This is a genomic window from Phenylobacterium sp., from assembly GCF_016124325.1.
In the GTDB taxonomy this organism is placed as follows: domain Bacteria; phylum Pseudomonadota; class Alphaproteobacteria; order Caulobacterales; family Caulobacteraceae; genus Phenylobacterium.
On sequence record NZ_WGNY01000029.1, the window covers coordinates 41,998 to 59,801 of the forward strand.

Genomic DNA, 17,804 nt, shown 5'->3' on the forward strand with positions numbered 1-17,804 from the left:
ACAAGCTCAATTATGGCTCAGGGATTCGATCCGGCCGCCGCGACCGCGGCCTACCTCGCACAACTGCCCCCCGAGGCGCACGCCAAGGCCGAGGCGTACACGCAGGGCGGCCACTGGCTGCTGCTCTGGGGCGCGTTGGTGGGCGTCTTGTCCGCCTGGCTGATCCTGCGGTCGGGCGTGCTGGTGCGGCTGAGGGCCCGGATCGAGCGGCGCCGGCCGCGACCGGCCCTGGCGGTGGCGGCGGTGATCGCCGTCTTCGCCATCGCCGATTTCGTGCTGACCCTGCCCTGGAGCGCCTATGCCGGCTGGTGGCGCGAACACCAGTACGGCCTCACCAGCCAGGCGTTGGGCGGGTGGCTGGGCGAACAGGTCCTGAATCTTGCCCTCGGCGCGGCGGCCCACGTGATCCTGACCGAGCTGATCTACCTGGCGATCCGGCGACGGCCGCAGACCTGGTGGATCTGGAGTGGCACGGCCGTGGCCGTGTTCATCGTCTTCATGTTCGTCGTCTCGCCGGTGCTGGTCGAGCCGCTGTTCAACGACTACCGGCCCGCCCCGCCGGGACCGGTGCGCGACGCCATCGTCGAGATGGCCGAGGAGAACGGCGTGCCGGCCGACAAGATCCTGATCTACGACGGATCGAGGCAGTCCAACCGCTACACCGCCAACGTCTCGGGCCTGTTCGGCACGGCGCGGATCGCCATGAGCGACGTGATGTTCAAGAAGAACGCCGACCTGGCCGAGGTGAAGGGCGTCGTCGGCCACGAGATGGGCCATTACGTGCGCGGTCACGCGTTCGCCTATTCCGCCGCCTTCGGCCTGATGGCGCTGGCGGGGTTCTTCCTGATCGACCGGCTCTACCCTCTGGTGCTGCGGCTCGCGGGCGGCCGCGGGGTGGGGTCCATCGCCGACCCGGCCGGCTTTCCGGTGATCGCGATGCTGCTGGCGGTGCTGGGCCTGCTCGCGACGCCGGCGATCAACACCATCGGCCGCCTGGGCGAAGCCGACGCCGACAGCTTCTCCCTGGAACACGTCGACGAGCCCGACGGGCTGGCCCGCGCCCTGGTGAAGACGATCGAGTACCGCGCGGCGACGCCCTCGAAGCTCGAGGAGATCCTGTTCTACGACCATCCCTCGGTGGGCAGCCGCGTGCGCAAGTGCATGGACTGGAAGGCGGCGCACCCGAAGCCGGCGACGCCGCCCGCCGCGCCTAGCGCTTCCTGACGAACACCGTGCCGGCCGAATAGCCCGCGCCGAACGAGCAGATCAGGCCGGTCTCGCCGGCCGCGAAGTCGTCGTTGGCTTTGTGGAAGGCGATGATCGAGCCGGCCGAGGAGGTGTTGGCGTACTCGTCCAGGATGATCACGTTCTCGGCCCGCGTCGGTTCGCGGCCCAGGACGCGCTTCCCGATCAGCTCGTTCATGTTGATGTTGGCTTGGTGCAGCCACAGGCGCTTCAGCCCGTGCGGGTCGATGCCCAGGTCGTTCGCGTGCTCGACGATCATCTCCGAGACCATCGGCACCACCTCGCGGAACACCTTGCGGCCCTCCTGCACGAACAGCTTGTCGGCCTGGCCCATCCCCTCGGGCGCGGCGCGGTTCAGGAAGCCGAAGTTGTTGCGGATGTTGTTGGAGAACTGGGTCTTGAGGCGCGTGCCCAGGATGTCCCAGCCGCCCGTGGCGTCTTCGGTCCGCTCGACGATCACCGCCGTGGCCACGTCGCCGAAGATGAAGTGGCTGTCGCGGTCGCGGAAGTTCAGGTGGCCCGAGCAGATCTCCGGGTTGACCATCAGCACGGCCTTCGCCGAGCCCGAGGTGACGAAGTCGGCCGCGGTCTTGATGCCGAAGGTGGCCGAGGAGCACGCCACGTTCATGTCGAAGGCGAATCCGTCGATCCCCAGGGCCTGCTGCACCTCGATGGCCATGGCCGGATAGGCGCGCTGCATGTTGGAGGCCGCGCAGATCACCGCGCCGATCTCGCTGACGGGCTTGCCCCAGCGCGCGATCGCCGCCTTCGCCGCTTCGACGGCGATCTCGGCCAGGACGGAGATCTGGTCGTTGGGCCGTTCGGGAATGACCGGCCGCATCACCTCGGGGTCGACGAGGCCGGTCTTGTCGACCACGAAGCGGGCCTTGATGCCCGAGGCCTTCTCGATGAACTCGACGGAGGAGGGCTGGAGCGGCTGGACCTCGCCGGCCTCGATGGCCTCGGCGTTGGCGGCGTTGAAGCGCTCCACATAGGCGTTGAAGGTTTCGACCAGCTCGGCGTTCGAGAGGCTGTACGGCGGCGTGTAGAGCCCCGTGGCGGCGATCACCGCTTTCGACATTCCTGAATTCCTCCCGAAACTTGGAGCGTCTGATTAGCACGCTGCGCCGTGGCGTCACGGGGAATGTGGCTTTCGGGCAACGACACCGAACGAACATGTCGCCGCCACAGAACCGGCGGCCATGCGCCGCGTTTTCCGGCGATCCCGAATGGGCTTGGGCGGGCTGTCCAGGACGCGTACGGAGTACCTCCCCCAAAATGAAAAAGTCTCTCATCGCTGCGGCCTCGCTGGCCGCCATCGCCGCCGCTTTCCCCGCCGCCAGCCAGGCCCAGACGGCCACGACCGGCGCCTACGCCAACCTGAACCTGGGTCTGGACGACCTGGGCTCGCCCGATCTGAAGATCGTGCAGGGCCGCCTCGGCTACCGGTTCAACAACTGGCTGGGCGTCGAGGGTGAAGCCGCGACCGGCCTCAAGGGCGACACCGACACCATCGCCGGCGTCGACGTGAGCACCAAGATGCGTCACGAGCTGGCCGGCTATGTGGTGGGCTTCGCGCCGATCAGCCCCAACACCGACCTCCTGGCCCGCGTCGGCTACGGCACCACGCGCCTGCGGACGACGGTGGGCGGCGTCGCCGATTCGGCGTCGAACGAGTCGTGGAACTACGGCGTCGGCGCCCAGCACTTCTTCGACGGCGCCAACGGCGTGCGGGTCGACTACACGCGACAGGAGTTCAACCACGACCAAGGCCACGCCAACGTGTGGACCATCGGTTACACGCGCAAGTTCTAGCGGCGCGGACCCGGGCTTCGGCCCGGTTCCCGGAAACACCGGAGCCCAAGGAAAGGCCGCCCTGTCGCAGGGGCGGCCTTCTCCTTGACCCTGTGACGGTTTCGCGACCACCTTGCCCGTCCAAAGACGTGGGAGGAAACCGCCATGAATGCGGGCTTCTTCGTCCAGTTGGGCGCGTCGGCCGCCGCCGTCGGCGCTCTCGTCGCGCTCGCCGCCTGGGCCAAGATCGCCCGGCCGGTCTCGCCGCTGGACGAACACAAGGCGCGGGAGATGCTGGCCGAGGAGTTCCCGGGCCGCCGCATCGACGCGGTGTGGGTGGCCTCGGACGGGGCGGGCGCGCTCGCCCGGTCGGGCGGGCTGGCGCTGGTGCTGTGCCGGGTGGGCGACGGCTTCGCCGCCCGTCAGATCCCGTGGGCCCAGGCCATCGCCGCCAGCTTCCGCGACGGACGCCTGCGGCTCAACCTCGCCGACGTGGCCGCGCCCACCGCCGTCATCGCCCTGCCGGCCTGGCCGCCCAAAGACTTGGCCGCATGACCCGGGTCCACATCGATCCGGTCACGCTGGCGACCCCGCTCTTCATCCTGACGATCATCCTGGAGATCGTCTTTGCGCGCCTGGGCAAGGCCAAGGCCAGCTACGAGACCAAGGACACCGCCGTCTCCCTGGCCATGGGCCTGGGCTCGACGGTCGCCGGGGTGCTCACCGGCGGCGTGATCGTGGCGGCGACCCTCTGGGTCTGGCAGCACCGCCTGTTCGACATCCCCATGACCGCGGCGTGGGCCTGGGTGGCGATCTTCCTGCTGGAGGACATGACCTACTACTGGTTCCACCGGATCAGCCACGAGCGGCGCTTCTGGTGGGTGAGCCACGTCAATCACCACTCCAGCCAGCACTACAATCTCAGCACGGCGCTGCGGCAGACCTGGACGGGCGCGTTCAACGGCAGCTGGCTCTTGTGGCTGCCCCTGGCCTGGCTGGGCTTCCCGCCGGCCATGATCGCCCTCCAGAAGGGCGTCAGCCTCGTCTATCAGTACTGGATCCACACCGAGGCCGTCGGCCGGATGCCGCGCTGGTTCGAGGCGGTGTTCAACACGCCGTCGCATCACCGGGTGCACCACGCGCGCAACCCGGTGTACCTCGACCGCAACTACGCCGGCATCCTGATCGTCTGGGACCGGATGTTCGGCACCTTCCAGCCCGAGCTGGACGAGGAGCCGTGCCGCTATGGCCTGGTGAAGAACCTGGCGACCTTCAACATCGTCCGGGTCGCCTTCCACGAATGGATCGCCATGGCGGGCGACGCCCTGCGCCACCCACGCCACGCCCTGGGCTACGTCTTCGGTCCGCCCGGCTGGAGCCATGACGGGAGCCGCGAGACGAGCGCGATGCTCAAGGCCAGGGCGACTAGTCCCGCAGCAGCGGGAGCGACAGGCCCCCAACCGGCCGCGCCGCAAGAATCTCCCGCCTGAACCGGAACAGCTCCGCGGGCCGCCCGCCGGTCTCGGCGTCGAGACGGCCCAGCCCCTCGACCAACTGGGCGCGCTCCAGCGCGCGGCGGAAATTCTGCTTGTGCAGCGGCACCCCGGCGATGGCCTCCACCGTCCGCTGCAGGGCCGAGAGGGTGAACTCGTCGGGCATCAGCTCGAACACCACGGGGCGGTACTTCAGCTTGCCGCGCAGACGGCTCAGCGCGGTGGCCAGGATGCGGCGGTGGTCGGAGATCATCGACTCGCCCAGGGCGGCGATCAGGGCGTCGCCGCGCTGGGGGGCGGTCTCGCCGCGGTCGCGCGTCGCTTCGGGGGCGAGGCCGGCCTCGTAGAGCAGTTCGTAGCGCTCGAGCACGCGCTCCTCGTTCCAGGGCGCGCCGTCGAGGGCGAACAGCAGGCGCGCGCGCGCCAGCTTCTGCGGGTCGCCGCCGGCCCAGTTGCGCAGGGCGGGTTCGATCGCGGCGAATGCGCCCGGGCGGCCGGCGCGCCAGTCTTCCCAGGGAAAGAACCGCGACCACGGCTTCCACTCGCTGCCGGCGAAGTGGGTGTCGACGGCGGCGGGGGCCAGGGCGAGGTAGCCCACCGAGACGACGCGGCCGGCGCGGTCGCCGCCCACGTCGGCCAGGGGCGCGTCGCGGCCCCTGTCGCCGAAGGTGTAGAGCTGTTCGACATAGCCCAGGTCGAACCGGGTCTGTTCGGTCACGAAGGCGCGCAGCGCGAGTTCGAAGGTGCGATGGCCGCCCGGGCTGAACGGGCCCGAAGGGAGGCCTGTCAGGTCGCCCCCCGGTCCCTTCTGGCGCACAGTGAGCACGACCGCCTCGCCGTCGCTGATCGCGACGACCACGGCGGACAGTCCGATGACGACGGACGACGTCATTCCGTGTCGAACGCCTGGGCGTGCGGCGTATAGCCCGCGGCCTCCGACAGCACCTCGAAGCGGCGCAGATAGTGGGTCTGGGCGTCGTCGGGCGCCTGGGGCTCGATCCTGAGCGTGTAGCCGGCGGGCGGCGCGTCGAAGAAATCCAGCGCCTCGGCGTGGTTGAAGCCCGCGAGCTGGGTGGCCTCGAAGAACGCGCAGGCGCGATCGGCCCGCTTGATCAGCTTCTTGATCGCCACGGGCGTCTTGGCCGGCAGGCCGAAGCGCACATGGATCGCCGTCTCCAGACGCTCCTCGAACAGCTTGTAGTCCACGCCCAGGGCCGCCTTGAACGGCGAGATCATGTCGCCGATCACATATTCCGATGCGTCGTGGAGCAGGGCGGCCAGCCGCCAGCGGGGTTCGACGTCGGGCTGGATGTGGGCGACGATCTCCTCCACCACCACGGAATGCTGGGCTACGGAGAAGGCGTGCGCGCCGACGGTCTGACCGTTCCAGCGGGCCACCCGGGCGAGGCCGTGGGCGATGTCCTCGATCTCGATATCCATCGGCGACGGGTCGAGCAGGTCCAGCCGGCGGCCCGACAACATGCGCTGCCAGGCCCTTGGAGCCTCCTTTCCGCGACGCAGCCCTTTTCTCAAGCGCGCATTCCTTTCACTGTCGGGGCGAGACCTGACCCAGGACCTGACAAAGATCAATCCGCCTTGGGGCGACCTCCGTCAGGATCAAAGCGAGGAAGGACGGACATATGAGTTGGGCCCGCATCATGGCGCCGCTGTCGGGCGGCCAGGGAGACGCTGCGGCCGTCGCGGCGGCGACGCTGGTCGCCGAGGCGTTCGGCGCGGAACTGGCGGGTGTCTATACGCCTGCCGACGTCGCCGACGTGATGCCCTGGATGGGCGAGGGGTTCCTGGGCGGCGTCCAGACCACGGCGTTGGAATCGCTCAAGGAGGCCACGGCCGCGGGCGAGGTCAGCGCGCTGAAGGCGCTGGACGGCGTCGTCTACGACAAGAAGCAGTTCGTGGCGCTGCAGACGCCGGTCTGGGCGGGTCTGTCGGCCGAGAGCCGGCTGTCGGACGTGATCGTCTTCACCAGCGATCCGGCGCGTGGGCGCGGCCCGCTGGCCGAGGCCTTCCAGCAGATGGTGGCCGACGAACAGCGGCCCGTGCTGGTCGCGCGGGACGGCTTGAAGATCGACGGCGGCGTCGTCGCCGTGGCCTGGGACGGCGGCAAAGAAGCCTCGCGCGCCGCGCGTCTGGCGACCCCCCTGCTGGAGAAGGCGTCCAAGGTGGTGATCATCGCCGCGCCGAAGGCCAGTTCGCGCACCTTCGACCCGGCCAAGCTCCAGGCCTACTACGCCGCGCGCGGCGTGGCGGCCGAGGTCCGGCTGCTCGACGACAGCGGCGATGCGGCGCCTGCGATCATGGGCGCCGCCGCCAGCGCGGGCGCCGACATCCTGGTGGCGGGGGCCTTTGGCCATCCGCGGCTCCAGGAGTTCATCTTCGGAGGGACGACGCGGACGTTGCTCGGCGCAGACAGTCCGTCCCTGTTCCTTTCCCACTAACGTGCTTATCTGACCTATCAGGAGGTGTCTGAATGGCCCTGTCGCGCATCGTGATGCGGCTTGCCCGCAACCCGGGGACCGAGTTCGCGGGAGGCGATGACCACCGCGGCTACGCCCTGACCGCGCCGCTGACGCCGGACGGGCTGCTGGATGCGGACGCCTACGCCAAGGCGCGCGACGCCTGCACGGTCCGCCGCTTCGCGCCCGACGAGGATCCGGCCGACGGTCGCCTGGCCCGCAAGGGGCAGAAGTGGTTCTTCGACTATGACGAGGGCGACACGGCCGACGATGAGCCGGTCTATCGTCTCGGCCAGCACCGCTTCGCGGTGGGCGAGTACGTGACCGTGACCGACGAGGACGGCCGGCCGCTCACCTACAAGGTGGTCGAGGTGCAGCCGGCGGCGTGATCAGACGCCGCCGTTCCGGCGCACCAGCCGCTTGACGTCGGGATAGAGCTCGCCGCCGTCGGGACCGTGCGACTTCGACTTCACGATCGCCACCGTGATCGGCCCGGCCTTGGGGCCGCCGGCCTCGTAGCCGACGTAGCGATAGCCGTCGGGCAGGTTGGGGCCGGTGTAGATGAAGGTGGCCCGCACGCCGCGCTTGTCCGGGCTGAACGCCTCGCCGCGCAGCCGCACGTCGCGCCGGACGCGGATCGTCGCGCCGTCGTCGCCGGCGTTGACGTGCAGCGGGCCGATCTGGACGTTGGCCGTATCCTCGTCGTCGTTGGCGGTGATGTGGATGCCGGGAAGGTTCACGTGGGTGGTCCCGTGGGTGTCCTCGACCACCGCGGGATGATCGCCGTGGATGTCGACGATCGTCTGGCCGTCCTTCTCGATCTTCACGCTGGCCATGGCGGACTTCGAGTCCTGCTCGGCCTCGGCCGCGGCCTTGCGGGCGGCGTCGCTGGGCTTGGAGACCACCTCCGCGGGCTTGGCCTCGCTGGCGTCGGCGGTCGCGCCGGCTTCGCCAGCGGCGACGGCTTCGCCCGCGGGCGTCAGTTCGCCCTCGAGCCCGGACAGGGTGGCGTCGATGCCGCCCTTCACCGAGACGAGCTGGAGGGTCACCTCGGCGCCGTCGTCGGCCACATAGGTGCAGGTCTTGCCGTCGGCCGCGACCGACGTGCGCTCCAGGTCGCCTTGCTTCGAGGGGCAGTCCAGCGCGGCGCGCTTCGGCGGCGGCCCGTTGGGGCTGCAGGCCGCCGCGCCCAGCGCCAGCGCCGACACCGCGAGAAGGGCAGTGGTCTTCATGAAAAAGGGCTCCGTCCTGTCGCCCGCAAGCGTGGTCGGAGCCCTTCGAAAAGGCGAGTGAATTCGATGTAACGCCGAGGCGTTACTGCCCGCCGGGCCGGGCCGCGCCCTCGCGTCGCGCCAGGAAAGCGAGGCGCTCGAACAGGTGAACGTCCTGTTCGTTCTTCAGGAGGGCGCCGTGCAGCGGCGGGATCAGCTTGGTCGGGTCCTTCTCGGCCAGCGAGTCGGCATCGATGTCCTCGACCATCAGCAGCTTCAGCCAGTCGAGCAGTTCCGACGTCGAGGGCTTCTTCTTCAGGCCGGGCACCTTGCGCATGTCGTAGAAGATGCGCAGCGCCTCGGCGACCAGCTTGTTCTTGATGCCCGGGTAGTGGACGTCGACGATCGACTGCATCGTGTCGGAGTCGGGGAAGCGGATGTAGTGGAAGAAGCAGCGGCGCAGGAAGGCGTCGGGCAGCTCCTTCTCGTTGTTGGAGGTGATGATCACGATCGGCCGGATCTTGGCCTTGATCGTCTCGTTGGTCTCGTAGACGTAGAATTCCATCCGATCGAGCTCCTGCAGGAGGTCGTTCGGGAATTCGATGTCGGCCTTGTCGATCTCGTCGATGAGCAGGACCGGGCGCTTGGGCGCTTCGAACGCCTCCCAGAGCTTGCCCTTCTTGATGTAGTTCTTGACGTCCTTCACCCGCTCGTCGCCCAGCTGGCTGTCGCGCAGGCGGGTCACCGCGTCGTACTCGTAGAGGCCCTGGATCGCCTTGGTGGTCGACTTGATGTGCCAGGTGATCAGTTCGGCGCCGAGCGCGTTGGCGATCTCGTAGGCCAGGACGGTCTTGCCGGTGCCCGGCTCGCCCTTGATCAGCAGGGGCCGCTCCAGCGCGATGGCGGCGTTGACCGCCACCTTCAGGTCTTCGGTGGCGACGTAGTTGTCGGTGCCTTCAAAACGCTGGCTCATCGAGTCTCCCCGCGCGGGGCTACGCCCGCGTTCGAACAGTTGTTTGTCGACCCGCCAACCTATAGGGCGCGGCGGGATGTTCAAGCGCGATGACAAGCGTCGCCTTGCCGGCCGGCTTCGAAAGGGCGGTCTGGACGCGATCTTGGCCGTTGTGGCTGGGCGCGAGGCGCAATAGTCCTGGCCCGGGCGCAACCGCGGGAGGCCCGGCGACGTGAACCTGGCGATCCTGCAGGCGCGAATGACCTCGACCCGCCTCCCTGGCAAGGTGATGGCTCCCGTGCTGGGCGAGCCGATGATCGGCCGCCAGCTGGAGCGGCTCGGCCGGGCGGCCCGCCTGGACCGCATCGTCATCGCCACCAGCCGCGAGGCGAGCGACGATCCGCTGGCCAGCTATTGCGAGGGGCTGGGCCTCACCGTGTTCCGCGGTGAGTTGGCCGACGTGCTCGGCCGGTTCCTGGGCGCGCTCGACCTGTTCCCGCAGGCGCAGACGGTGGTGCGGCTGACCGCGGACTGCCCGCTCGCCGACCCTGCGGTCATCGACGCCACCATCGCGCGTCACGAGGAGGCGGGCGCCGACTACACCAGCAACACGCCGGCCGTGCGCACCTATCCGCACGGCCTCGACACCGAGGTCATGAGGCGCGAGACGCTGGAGGCCGCCGGTCGTGAAGCGACCGACCCCTACGAGCGCGAGCACGTGACGCCCTTCATCTACCGGCGGCCCGAGCGGTTCCGTATCGCCAGCCTTTCGCGGGAACCCTCGCTGGCCCACCTGCGCTGGACCGTGGACCTGCCCGAGGACCTCGACTTCGTACGCGACGTCTATGCGAGGCTCTATCCGGCGAACCCGGCGTTCACCTCCGATGATATCGTGGCGCTGGACCGCAACAGCTCGGGAGCGGTGACATGAGCGCGCCTGAGGTCAGGCTTCGCGGTGTGGAGGCCGGCGACCGAGATCGGCTGCTTGCCTGGCGCAACCTGCCCGAGGTGGCGGCGTGGATGTACAGCGACCACGTCATCTCGCCGGAAGAGCACGCCCGCTGGTTCGCCGCCGCGACGGCCGACCCCGCGCGGCGCTACTGGATCATCGAGATGGATGGGGCGCCGGTGGGCCTCGCGAACCTGGCCGACATCTCGCGCGAGCACCGCAAGTGCGCCTGGGCCTACTACCTCGCCGATCCGGCGGTTCGCGGGAAAGGCGTCGGCTCGTTCGTGGAGTTCTGTGTCATCGAGCATGTGTTCGGCGCCCTGGGCCTGAACAAGCTCAATTGCGAAGTGCTGATCGAGAACGAGGCGGTCTGGAAACTGCACGAGTCGTTCGGCTTCCGGCGCGAGGCCCTGTTCCGGGCGCATGTCTGGAAGGCGGGCCAGCCGCGCGACGTGGTGGGCCTGGGGCTGATGGCGGCGGACTGGGCGGGGCAACGCCCCGTCAGCGCCGAGCGGCTCGCGGCGAAGGGCTTCGACCTGGCGGCGGCCGTAGTCGGCTAGCGCTTGGCGCGCGACCCGTCGGCCGGACGGGCATAGCCCAGATCCCGCAGGTCGTCCTCGTCGGCCTCACGCGCTTCGAAGTTGGTGAAATCGTCCGCGCGGCCCTCGGCGTCATCGGCGTCGCGGACCTGATCCTGGCCCGCCACTTCGCTGTAGGCGCGAGGTATCGGTTCCGCGCCCAACTCCGGCCCCTGGCCGTCGATGTCGTCTTCCCGCTCGGCGTCGGCGGCGCGATAATTGAGCTCGTCATCCTCTTCCAAATCGCGATCCTCGACCGCGTCCGGGTCGAACTCGTCGGCGTCGAGCGCCACGGCCTCGTCCTCGTCAGCGTCACCTTCGGCCCGTGTGACATCCTCGAGATCGGGCAACTCCTCGAAGGTGCGCATGTCCTCGCCGATGCTCAGGGGTGAGTCGCCGGCCAGCGGCGAGTCGCCCTCGCCACCGGCGGTATTGGCCTCGTCGAAGGTTTCGGCTTGGTCCTGCGGATCGTAGCCGGGATCGGATTTGGGCGCGGGTCCCGCCATGTCGGGCTCCTTCGGGCTGCGCGCCGGCGGCCCGGCGCATGCCCCGGAGAACCCGTTGCGGCGGTTACCGTTCCGCGTGCGCCTCGGCGAATTCGCCCAGCGCCGCGGCCGTCTGGTCCATCACCTCGGTCCAGTCGCTCAGGGTCGGCGTCACGAAGGTGCGCACCTGGGGGTACCAGGGATATTCGAAGGTCCCCAGGCGCGGCCAGGCGCCGGGCACGGTGATCAGCCAGGCCGGGGCGCCGCAGGCGGCGGCGATGTTGAACGTGGCGTTGGAGAAGCCCAGCACCAGGTCCATGGCGCTCGAAAGGGCGGCGACCTCGTCCAGATCCTGCTTCAGGTCGATGCCCGGCGGGTTCCAGATCTTCACGCCGAAGTCGCGCTCTGCCTTGGCCAGCTCCTCGGAGCAGTCGCCGTACTGCAGGTTCACGAAGGTCACGCCGGGCGTGGCCAGCACCGGCGCCCACCGGTCGAACGGCGAGAAGAAGCGGTGGCGCGCGTTGGCCACGATGGCGCTCTTCCACAGCAGGCCCACCTTGGGACCGGCCGGCGCGCTCTCCAGCACCTTGCGCCAATGCGCCACGCGGGCGGGATCGGCCTTCAGGAACGAGGGACGGGCGGGGAAGGCCGAGACGCTGCGCCGGTGCTGCCGCAGCAGCGACGCGATCGGGGTCCAGGCGTCGACGGGCGGCGCGTTCTCGAGGAACGGCATGACGCGGTAGGTGCGCCCGCCCTTGGCGTAGGTCGCGTGTGCGCCGACCGTCGCCTCGGGGAAGCTGCGCTGGAAGAGCGGAACCAGGCGCGGCTCGACGGCGATCGTCAGATGGCCTTCCGGGCCCAGCGCCTCGGCGACGTCCTGCAGCACGTTGCCGAACAGGATTTCGTCGCCCAGTCCCTGCTCGCCAATGACCAGGAGCGACTTGCCGCCAATGTCCTCGCCGGGGGTCCAGACGGGCTTGTCGATCACGAAATGCGTCACGTCGGCGAAGGCCGGATGCAGGCGCGCCTCGTATTCGTCCCACCCTTCGCCGATGCGTCCCAGGGTGATCAGGATGGTGGAGCGCGACAGGCGCATCATCTGGCGCTCGTCCTCGGCCTCGACCAGTTCGAGCGCCCGTTCGCAAAGGGGGAGGGCACCTTCCGGGTCGCCTTGGGAAAGGCGCGCATTGCCGAGGTTGTAGATAGCCTTGCAGAAGTCGGGCTCGAGGCGAATGGCCTCCTTGAAGAAGGTCTCGGCGTTATCGAAATCGCCCAGTTCGGCGACGATCGTGCCCATGGTGTTCCAGAGCATCGGCGTCTGGGGACTGGAGACGATGGCGGGCCGCAGCAGTTCGATGGCTTCGTCGAACCGCATCTCGTCGCGCAGCACGCAGGCCAGGTTGTTGCTGCCTTCCGGATGGCCGGGGAAGCGGGCCAGGTAGTGGCGGAACAGCTTCTCGGCCTGGGGTTTCATGCCGATGCGATAGGCCAGCCGTCCGAGGTCGTTGGCGATCTCGGCGTGGTCCGGCAGCAGGCGCAGGGCCGTCTCGTAGGCGGTGATCGATGAGGAGAAGTCGCCGTTCCGCTCGAAGGCGATGGCCAGCAGGTACCAGACGAAGCCGTTTTGCTCGTCCTTCTCCAGCGCCTTGATCGCCCACTCCGCGCCTTCCTGGAACCGGCTGGCGTTGAGGCAGGCGACGATGCGGTCCACCAGCGGCTGGATCGCCAGGGCCTTCAGCTCGGCCATCGCGTCATTGAGTCGCGCCAGCGACTCCTTCGAGCCCGCCTCGCCCAGCGCGCTTGTCGCCATGCGGAGGGGTGTGGGGGCGGCGCCCATGGCCGTCTCGAGCGCGAGGGTGGAGGCGGCGCTTGGCGGGGCCTTGGCGGGCATGGGCGGCTATCTCCGAAGTGCCCATGCCGTATCGGCGATTATGCTTAATCCGCGCTTAAGGATGTGCGAATTCCCATCGGCAATCGGGCGTTAACTGCTCTTGGCTAACCGTGGCGTGCGTTCGGGCCAAGGGAGGGCGAGAATGGTTCATTCGAATCGCGTCGCCGGTTCTCTGGCTTCGAAACGAGGGAGCGGAACTTGCCGCTGAAGCTGTCTCTGAGGCCGGGCGAGAAGTTCGTCCTGAACGGCGCCGTCGTTCAGAACGGCGATCGCCGCGCCGTCATGGTCCTGCAGAACAAGGCCTCCGTCCTTCGCGAGAAGGACATCATGCAGCCCGACGAGGTGCATACGCCCGCGCGGCGGATCTACTTCCCGGTGATGATGATGTACCTCGAGGAAGCCAATGCGGAGCGCTTCTACGACGAGTTCGTGCGCCGGCTGACCGAGTTCATGGGCGTCATCTCGAACCCGACGGTGCTGGCGGAATGCGTCAACATCTCCAAGTTCTGCATGGCGCGTGAGTACTACAAGGCGCTCATGCTGTGCCGAAAACTCATCGAGTACGAAGACGAAAGGCTGGGGAATGTCCCTACAGGCGTATCAGCAGGCGGCGACGCGGGCTGAAAGCCCGCGCGAGATGGAATATCGCCTGTTCGCGCAGGTGACCCGCGCCTTGATGGAAGCGGCGGCGCTCGACGAGACCGAGGTCGGCAAGCGCACCGATGCGCTCGACTGGAACCGCCGTCTCTGGTCGACGCTGGGCACGGAGTGCGCTGATCCCGCGAACAAGCTGCCCGCGCCGCTGCGCGCCTCGATCATCTCGCTCAGCATCTGGGTGGGAAAACACACCACGCTGGTGATCCGCCGCCAGGAGGAAATCGAGCCCCTGATCGAGATCAACCGCATGATCATGCAGGGCCTCTCCGGCAACGGGGCCGCCGCCGCGGCCTGATCCCGTACGGCGCCGCGAGCGCCTCGCCGATTCCCCGAAGACTGCAAGCCGCCGGCCGTCCCGGCGGCTTTCTCATGTCCCGCCCGCGGAGGGTCGAGGTTGACCGGCAGCTCCTGCCGGGCTGCAGGTTTGGCTAACGCGCGCCGCCTGGGCTCGTTCGTCGCCTCGTAACAAAATCAATAGTTTCAGACATTTAATCCGAACCGGACAGGGTTAATTCTGGCCCGGCGCTTGCTTGGATCACGCCGGGCGAAAAATCGCCTACCGGCAGAAGCCCGGATCAACCCCTCCAGAATGGAAGGCATGACCATGTCCAACTCGGTCAACACCAATGTCAGCGCGATGGTCGCGCTGCAAAACCTGAATATGACGAATACGGAACTCGCCAGGACGCAAGGGAGGATCAACACTGGTCTGAGGATCGCCAACGCCAAGGACAACGGCGCCATCTGGGCCATCGCCCAGAACCAGCGCGCGACGTCCCAAGCGTTGAACGCGGTCAAGGAATCGCTGCAGCGCGGCCAATCGACGGTGGACGTGGCCATCTCGGCCGGCGAGACCGTTTCGGACCTGCTCGTTCAGATGAAGGAGAAGGCCCTGGCCGCGGCCGACGCCTCGCTCGATGCAAACAGCCGCACGGCCCTGAACGAAGACTTCAAGGCGCTGCGCGACCAGCTGGCGAAGGCCGTGAGCAATGCCGAGTTCAACGGCATCAACATGGTCAAGGCCAGCGGCACCACCATCGAGGCGCTGGCGAACTCGGACGCGTCGTCCAAGATCACTGTGGCGGCTCAGGACCTGTCGCTGACCGGCTCGATCGTGAACCTGGGCGCCACGGCGTCGATCGGCACGATCACCACGGCGACGACGATGATCTCGTCGGTGAACACCGCGATCGTCAACGTCTCGACCGCGCTGAGCAAGCTCGGCACCGGCTCGAAGTCGCTGGCCTCGCACCTGGACTTCATCGGCAAGCTCCAGGACTCGGTGGACGCCGGCGTGGGCAACCTGGTCGACGCCGACCTGGCGAAGGAAAGCGCCAAGCTGCAGTCGTTGCAGACGAAGCAGCAGCTCGGCGTCCAGGCGCTGTCGATCGCGAACCAGTCCTCGTCGATCCTGCTTGGGCTGTTCCGCTAATTCGTTTCCCCGGGGGGCGCTCGCGCTCCCCGGGGCCCTCTTTTGGACGTCCCGGCACAATTTGCCGAGCGGGCGCGGCAAATTGTGCCCAGTGCGCTGATAATCGGCAAATTTTGCCGGTTCGCCGCAACCCTAATGACACAATAACGCAATAATTTCAAAAGCTTCCGCGGGAAATCCCTAACGCGCGGATGGCCTCCAGATTGCTGCTTGGTCCGTTGGGCAAAACGCCCTCGGCCGCCAGAACGGCTGCCGGTCTCCTGTGAAAAGGACCATCTGTATGACCAATAGCGTCAATACCAATGTGAGTGCGCTGGTTGCGCTTCAGAACCTGAACGCCACCAACAACGAACTCTCCTCGGTGCAGGCCCGGATCAACACCGGCCGCAAGATCAACTCCGCCAAGGACAACGGCGCCATCTGGGCCATCGCCCAGAACCAACGCGCCACCTCCTCGTCGCTGAACGCGGTCAAGGAATCGCTGCAGCGCGGCCAATCGACGGTGGACGTGGCCATCTCGGCCGGTGAAACCGTTTCGGACCTGCTCGTTCAGATGAAGGAGAAGGCCCTGGCCGCGGCGGACGCCTCGCTCGACGCCAACAGCCGCACGGCCCTGAACGAAGACTTCAAGGCGCTGCGCGACCAGCTGGCGAAGGCCGTGAGCAATGCCGAGTTCAACGGCATCAACATGGTCAAGGCCAGCGGCACCACCATCGAGGCGCTGGCGAACGCCGACGCGTCGTCCAAGATCACCGTGGCGGCTCAAGACCTGTCGCTGACCGGCTCGATCGTGAACCTGGGCGCTACGGCGTCGATCGGCACGATCACGACGGCGACGACGATGATCTCGTCGGTGAACACCGCGATCACCAACGTCTCGACGGCGCTGAGCAAGCTCGGCACCGGCTCGAAGTCGCTGGGCTCGCACCTGGACTTCATCGGCAAGCTTCAGGACACCATCGACGCTGGCGTGGGCAACCTCGTCGACGCCGACCTGGCGAAGGAAAGCGCTCGACTCCAGGCTCTGCAGACCAAGCAGCAGCTCGGCGTCCAGGCGCTGTCCATCGCGAACCAGTCTTCGTCGATCCTGCTGGGCCTCTTCCGTTAAGGCCCGCGCGTCGCGGGGCCGCTTGCGGCTCCGCGGCCGACGCCAATGCGTCGGCGGACGGGTTCGCCCGTCCGCCGATCGCCTTGGACAGGCGCGACGACGCCAACCCTGAAGGTAAGGAGTCATGGACACCAAGGTCGCGGCTGTCGCTGCCGCGCCCGATCCCGGGACCGCCCAGGTTCCAGCCAGCCCGCCGGCGTCAGCCGGTGGCGCGACGCCGGGGGCGGGGGCCCCGGATCAGGTCGACATGCGACTGATTATCGAAGTGGATCAAGCCAGCGGTTCGTACGTCTACAAGACGATCAACCGCTTGACCGGCGAGGTCGTCAGCCAACTGCCCCGGGACGAGGTCCTGCGGATGCACGAGGAAGGCGGCTACCAGGCCGGCGCGGTCATCCGCACCAAGGCCTGATCCGACAGCCGATCGCTCGCGGCGAGCGAGCGTAGGACATATTGTCCCAACCGCCCCGGGAAGCCCCGGCGGCGGCGCCTTGCGTTGCGCGCGTTAACCATATGAACACCACGTTTTCCTAGCGTTCCTTCACGGCGCGGGGACGAGTCGCCTCGGGGGCCGGTCGCTAGGAGAGCGTGATGACGATCAGCGTCCACACGAATAAGTCTGCGCTGACCGCGCTGCAGAACCTTAACAAGACGAATGACGAGCTGGGCGGGGTCCAGGGCCGGATCAACACCGGCCTGAAGATCGGCAACGCCAAGGACAACGCGGCCGTCTGGGCCATCGCCCAGGGCCAGCGCGCGGACATCGGCGCGCTCGGGGCCGTGAAGATGAGCCTGGAGCGCGCGCAATCGATCGCCGAGGTCTCGGCGACGGCGGGCGAAACGGTGTCGGATCTGCTCACCGAGCTGAAGCAGAAGGTCGTGGCCGCGATGGACACGTCGCTGGACACCTCGTCGCGCACGGCTCTCGATTCGGATTTCAAGGCGATCCTTCGCCAGATCACCCAGGTCGTCGGCAACGCGCAGTTCGATGGCGCCAACCTGCTGGACGGCTCGGTCGGCCCGAACATCCAGTTCCTGGCCAACGCCGACGCCACGAACAAGATCACGCTGTCGACGCAGGATCTGTCGCTGGGCGGCTCCATCCTGACCATCGCCTCGACGGCTTCCATCACCACGGTCACGCTCGCGACGGGGGTTCTGACCCAGCTCGACTCGTCGATCAGCCAGGTCAACCAGGCGCTGGGCAACCTCGGCTCGCAAGCGAAGCAGATCGAGGCCCACCTGGGCTTCGTCGGCAAGCTCACCGACGTTCTCGAGACCGGGGTCGGCAACCTCGTGGACGCCGACCTCGCCAAGGAGAGCGCGCGCCTCCAGGCCCTGCAGGTGCAGCAGCAGCTGGGCGCCCAGGCGCTCTCGATCGCCAACCAGGCGCCGCAGATCATCCTGCAGCTGTTCCGCGGCGGCTAAATCCGGTTTCCGTTGGGGCGTAGGAAAAGGCCTGGGCGCGATCGCCCAGGCTTTTTTCTTGATCGCTTAACGAGTGGTAAGCGTTGTCGCCCCAGTATGGCGACTGG

General features: G+C 67.9%; 21 protein-coding genes. 14 read left to right on the forward strand and 7 right to left on the reverse strand.

Going from position 1 to position 17,804, the window contains the following annotated elements; all coding sequences use genetic code 11:
* The first annotated feature begins 12 nt into the window (after positions 1-12).
* Positions 13-1,224 (forward strand): M48 family metalloprotease, encoded by a 1,212-nt coding sequence (locus GC203_RS16755; protein ID WP_293456888.1) that lies wholly within the window; start codon positions 13-15, stop codon positions 1,222-1,224.
* Here the strand turns inward: GC203_RS16755 and GC203_RS16760 are convergent.
* Positions 1,211-2,326 carry a beta-ketoacyl-ACP synthase III gene (locus tag GC203_RS16760; protein ID WP_293456891.1) on the reverse strand — a complete coding sequence of 372 codons (1,116 nt, stop codon included), beginning with the start codon at positions 2,324-2,326 and terminating at the stop codon, positions 1,211-1,213. The two genes, GC203_RS16755 and GC203_RS16760, sit on opposite strands and share 14 nt — an antisense overlap.
* Before the next feature lie 197 nt (positions 2,327-2,523).
* Here GC203_RS16760 and GC203_RS16765 point away from each other — a divergent pair, with 197 nt between their 5' ends.
* The 3 genes from GC203_RS16765 to GC203_RS16775 all read left to right on the forward strand — a co-directional run bounded on the left by GC203_RS16765 (position 2,524) and on the right by GC203_RS16775 (position 4,529).
* Entirely contained in the window at positions 2,524-3,060 is a 537-nt protein-coding gene (locus GC203_RS16765; protein WP_293456894.1) for a porin family protein, read from the forward strand.
* A gap of 144 nt (positions 3,061-3,204) precedes the next feature.
* Positions 3,205-3,594, forward strand: a complete 390-nt coding sequence (locus tag GC203_RS16770) for a hypothetical protein (RefSeq protein WP_293456897.1) — start codon at positions 3,205-3,207, stop codon at positions 3,592-3,594.
* The gene (locus tag GC203_RS16775) at positions 3,591-4,529 is read left to right on the forward strand and encodes a sterol desaturase family protein (RefSeq protein ID WP_293456900.1); all 939 of its coding nucleotides are present in this window, start codon (positions 3,591-3,593) and stop codon (positions 4,527-4,529) included. The genes GC203_RS16770 and GC203_RS16775 overlap by 4 nt, the downstream gene beginning before the upstream one ends.
* Here the strand turns inward: GC203_RS16775 and GC203_RS16780 are convergent.
* Together GC203_RS16780 and GC203_RS16785 are read right to left on the reverse strand one after the other, a co-directional pair.
* Positions 4,465-5,424, reverse strand: coding sequence for an NAD regulator (locus tag GC203_RS16780; protein ID WP_293456903.1), 960 nt, complete (start codon positions 5,422-5,424; stop codon positions 4,465-4,467). The genes GC203_RS16775 and GC203_RS16780 overlap by 65 nt on opposite strands.
* Positions 5,421-6,065, reverse strand: coding sequence for an HD family hydrolase (locus tag GC203_RS16785; protein ID WP_293456906.1), 645 nt, complete (start codon positions 6,063-6,065; stop codon positions 5,421-5,423). Before GC203_RS16785 ends, GC203_RS16780 begins: the two co-directional genes overlap by 4 nt.
* A gap of 107 nt (positions 6,066-6,172) precedes the next feature.
* Here GC203_RS16785 and GC203_RS16790 point away from each other — a divergent pair, with 107 nt between their 5' ends.
* Both GC203_RS16790 and GC203_RS16795 read left to right on the forward strand, forming a co-directional pair.
* The gene (locus GC203_RS16790; protein ID WP_293456909.1) at positions 6,173-6,988 is read left to right on the forward strand and encodes a universal stress protein; all 816 of its coding nucleotides are present in this window, start codon (positions 6,173-6,175) and stop codon (positions 6,986-6,988) included.
* A gap of 32 nt (positions 6,989-7,020) precedes the next feature.
* On the forward strand, positions 7,021-7,395 hold the full coding sequence (locus GC203_RS16795) for a hypothetical protein (protein WP_293456912.1): 375 nt from the start codon (positions 7,021-7,023) through the stop codon (positions 7,393-7,395).
* On the opposite strand, the gene GC203_RS16800 is transcribed toward GC203_RS16795, so the two are convergent.
* Both GC203_RS16800 and GC203_RS16805 read right to left on the reverse strand, forming a co-directional pair.
* Entirely contained in the window at positions 7,396-8,238 is an 843-nt protein-coding gene (locus GC203_RS16800; RefSeq protein WP_293456915.1) for a hypothetical protein, read from the reverse strand. It abuts the gene before it with no gap.
* Between the two features lie 82 nt (positions 8,239-8,320).
* Positions 8,321-9,190, reverse strand: a complete 870-nt coding sequence (locus GC203_RS16805) for a MoxR family ATPase (RefSeq protein WP_293456918.1) — start codon at positions 9,188-9,190, stop codon at positions 8,321-8,323.
* Positions 9,191-9,401: 211 nt separating this feature from the next.
* Here GC203_RS16805 and GC203_RS16810 point away from each other — a divergent pair, with 211 nt between their 5' ends.
* Positions 9,402-10,100: a glycosyltransferase family protein gene (locus GC203_RS16810; protein WP_293456921.1), complete on the forward strand. Its 699-nt coding sequence runs from the start codon at positions 9,402-9,404 to the stop codon at positions 10,098-10,100.
* On the forward strand, positions 10,097-10,678 hold the full coding sequence (gene pseH, locus GC203_RS16815; protein WP_293456923.1) for a UDP-4-amino-4,6-dideoxy-N-acetyl-beta-L-altrosamine N-acetyltransferase: 582 nt from the start codon (positions 10,097-10,099) through the stop codon (positions 10,676-10,678). Before GC203_RS16810 ends, pseH begins: the two co-directional genes overlap by 4 nt.
* On the opposite strand, the gene GC203_RS16820 is transcribed toward pseH, so the two are convergent.
* Both GC203_RS16820 and GC203_RS16825 read right to left on the reverse strand, forming a co-directional pair.
* Positions 10,675-11,202, reverse strand: coding sequence for a hypothetical protein (locus GC203_RS16820; RefSeq protein WP_293456926.1), 528 nt, complete (start codon positions 11,200-11,202; stop codon positions 10,675-10,677). The two genes, pseH and GC203_RS16820, sit on opposite strands and share 4 nt — an antisense overlap.
* A 64-nt stretch (positions 11,203-11,266) precedes the next feature.
* The gene (locus GC203_RS16825) at positions 11,267-13,072 is read right to left on the reverse strand and encodes a tetratricopeptide repeat protein (protein ID WP_293456929.1); all 1,806 of its coding nucleotides are present in this window, start codon (positions 13,070-13,072) and stop codon (positions 11,267-11,269) included.
* A gap of 198 nt (positions 13,073-13,270) precedes the next feature.
* On the opposite strand from GC203_RS16825, the gene flbT reads away from it, so the two are divergent.
* From flbT to GC203_RS16855, 6 genes are all read left to right on the forward strand, one after another.
* Positions 13,271-13,696: a flagellar biosynthesis repressor FlbT gene (gene flbT / locus GC203_RS16830; RefSeq protein WP_293456932.1), complete on the forward strand. Its 426-nt coding sequence runs from the start codon at positions 13,271-13,273 to the stop codon at positions 13,694-13,696.
* A complete protein-coding gene (flaF, locus tag GC203_RS16835) occupies positions 13,656-14,024 on the forward strand; it encodes a flagellar biosynthesis regulator FlaF (RefSeq protein ID WP_293456935.1) in 369 nt (122 codons plus the stop codon). Before flbT ends, flaF begins: the two co-directional genes overlap by 41 nt.
* Positions 14,025-14,333: 309 nt before the next feature.
* Positions 14,334-15,161, forward strand: coding sequence for a flagellin (locus GC203_RS16840; protein WP_293457035.1), 828 nt, complete (start codon positions 14,334-14,336; stop codon positions 15,159-15,161).
* Between the two features lie 280 nt (positions 15,162-15,441).
* Positions 15,442-16,269 (forward strand): flagellin, encoded by an 828-nt coding sequence (locus tag GC203_RS16845; RefSeq protein ID WP_293456938.1) that lies wholly within the window; start codon positions 15,442-15,444, stop codon positions 16,267-16,269.
* Positions 16,270-16,393: 124 nt separating this feature from the next.
* Positions 16,394-16,681 (forward strand): flagellar protein FlaG, encoded by a 288-nt coding sequence (locus GC203_RS16850; RefSeq protein ID WP_293456941.1) that lies wholly within the window; start codon positions 16,394-16,396, stop codon positions 16,679-16,681.
* 179 nt (positions 16,682-16,860) lie between these two features.
* Positions 16,861-17,697, forward strand: a complete 837-nt coding sequence (locus GC203_RS16855) for a flagellin (RefSeq protein WP_293456944.1) — start codon at positions 16,861-16,863, stop codon at positions 17,695-17,697.
* Positions 17,698-17,804 lie beyond the last annotated feature (107 nt).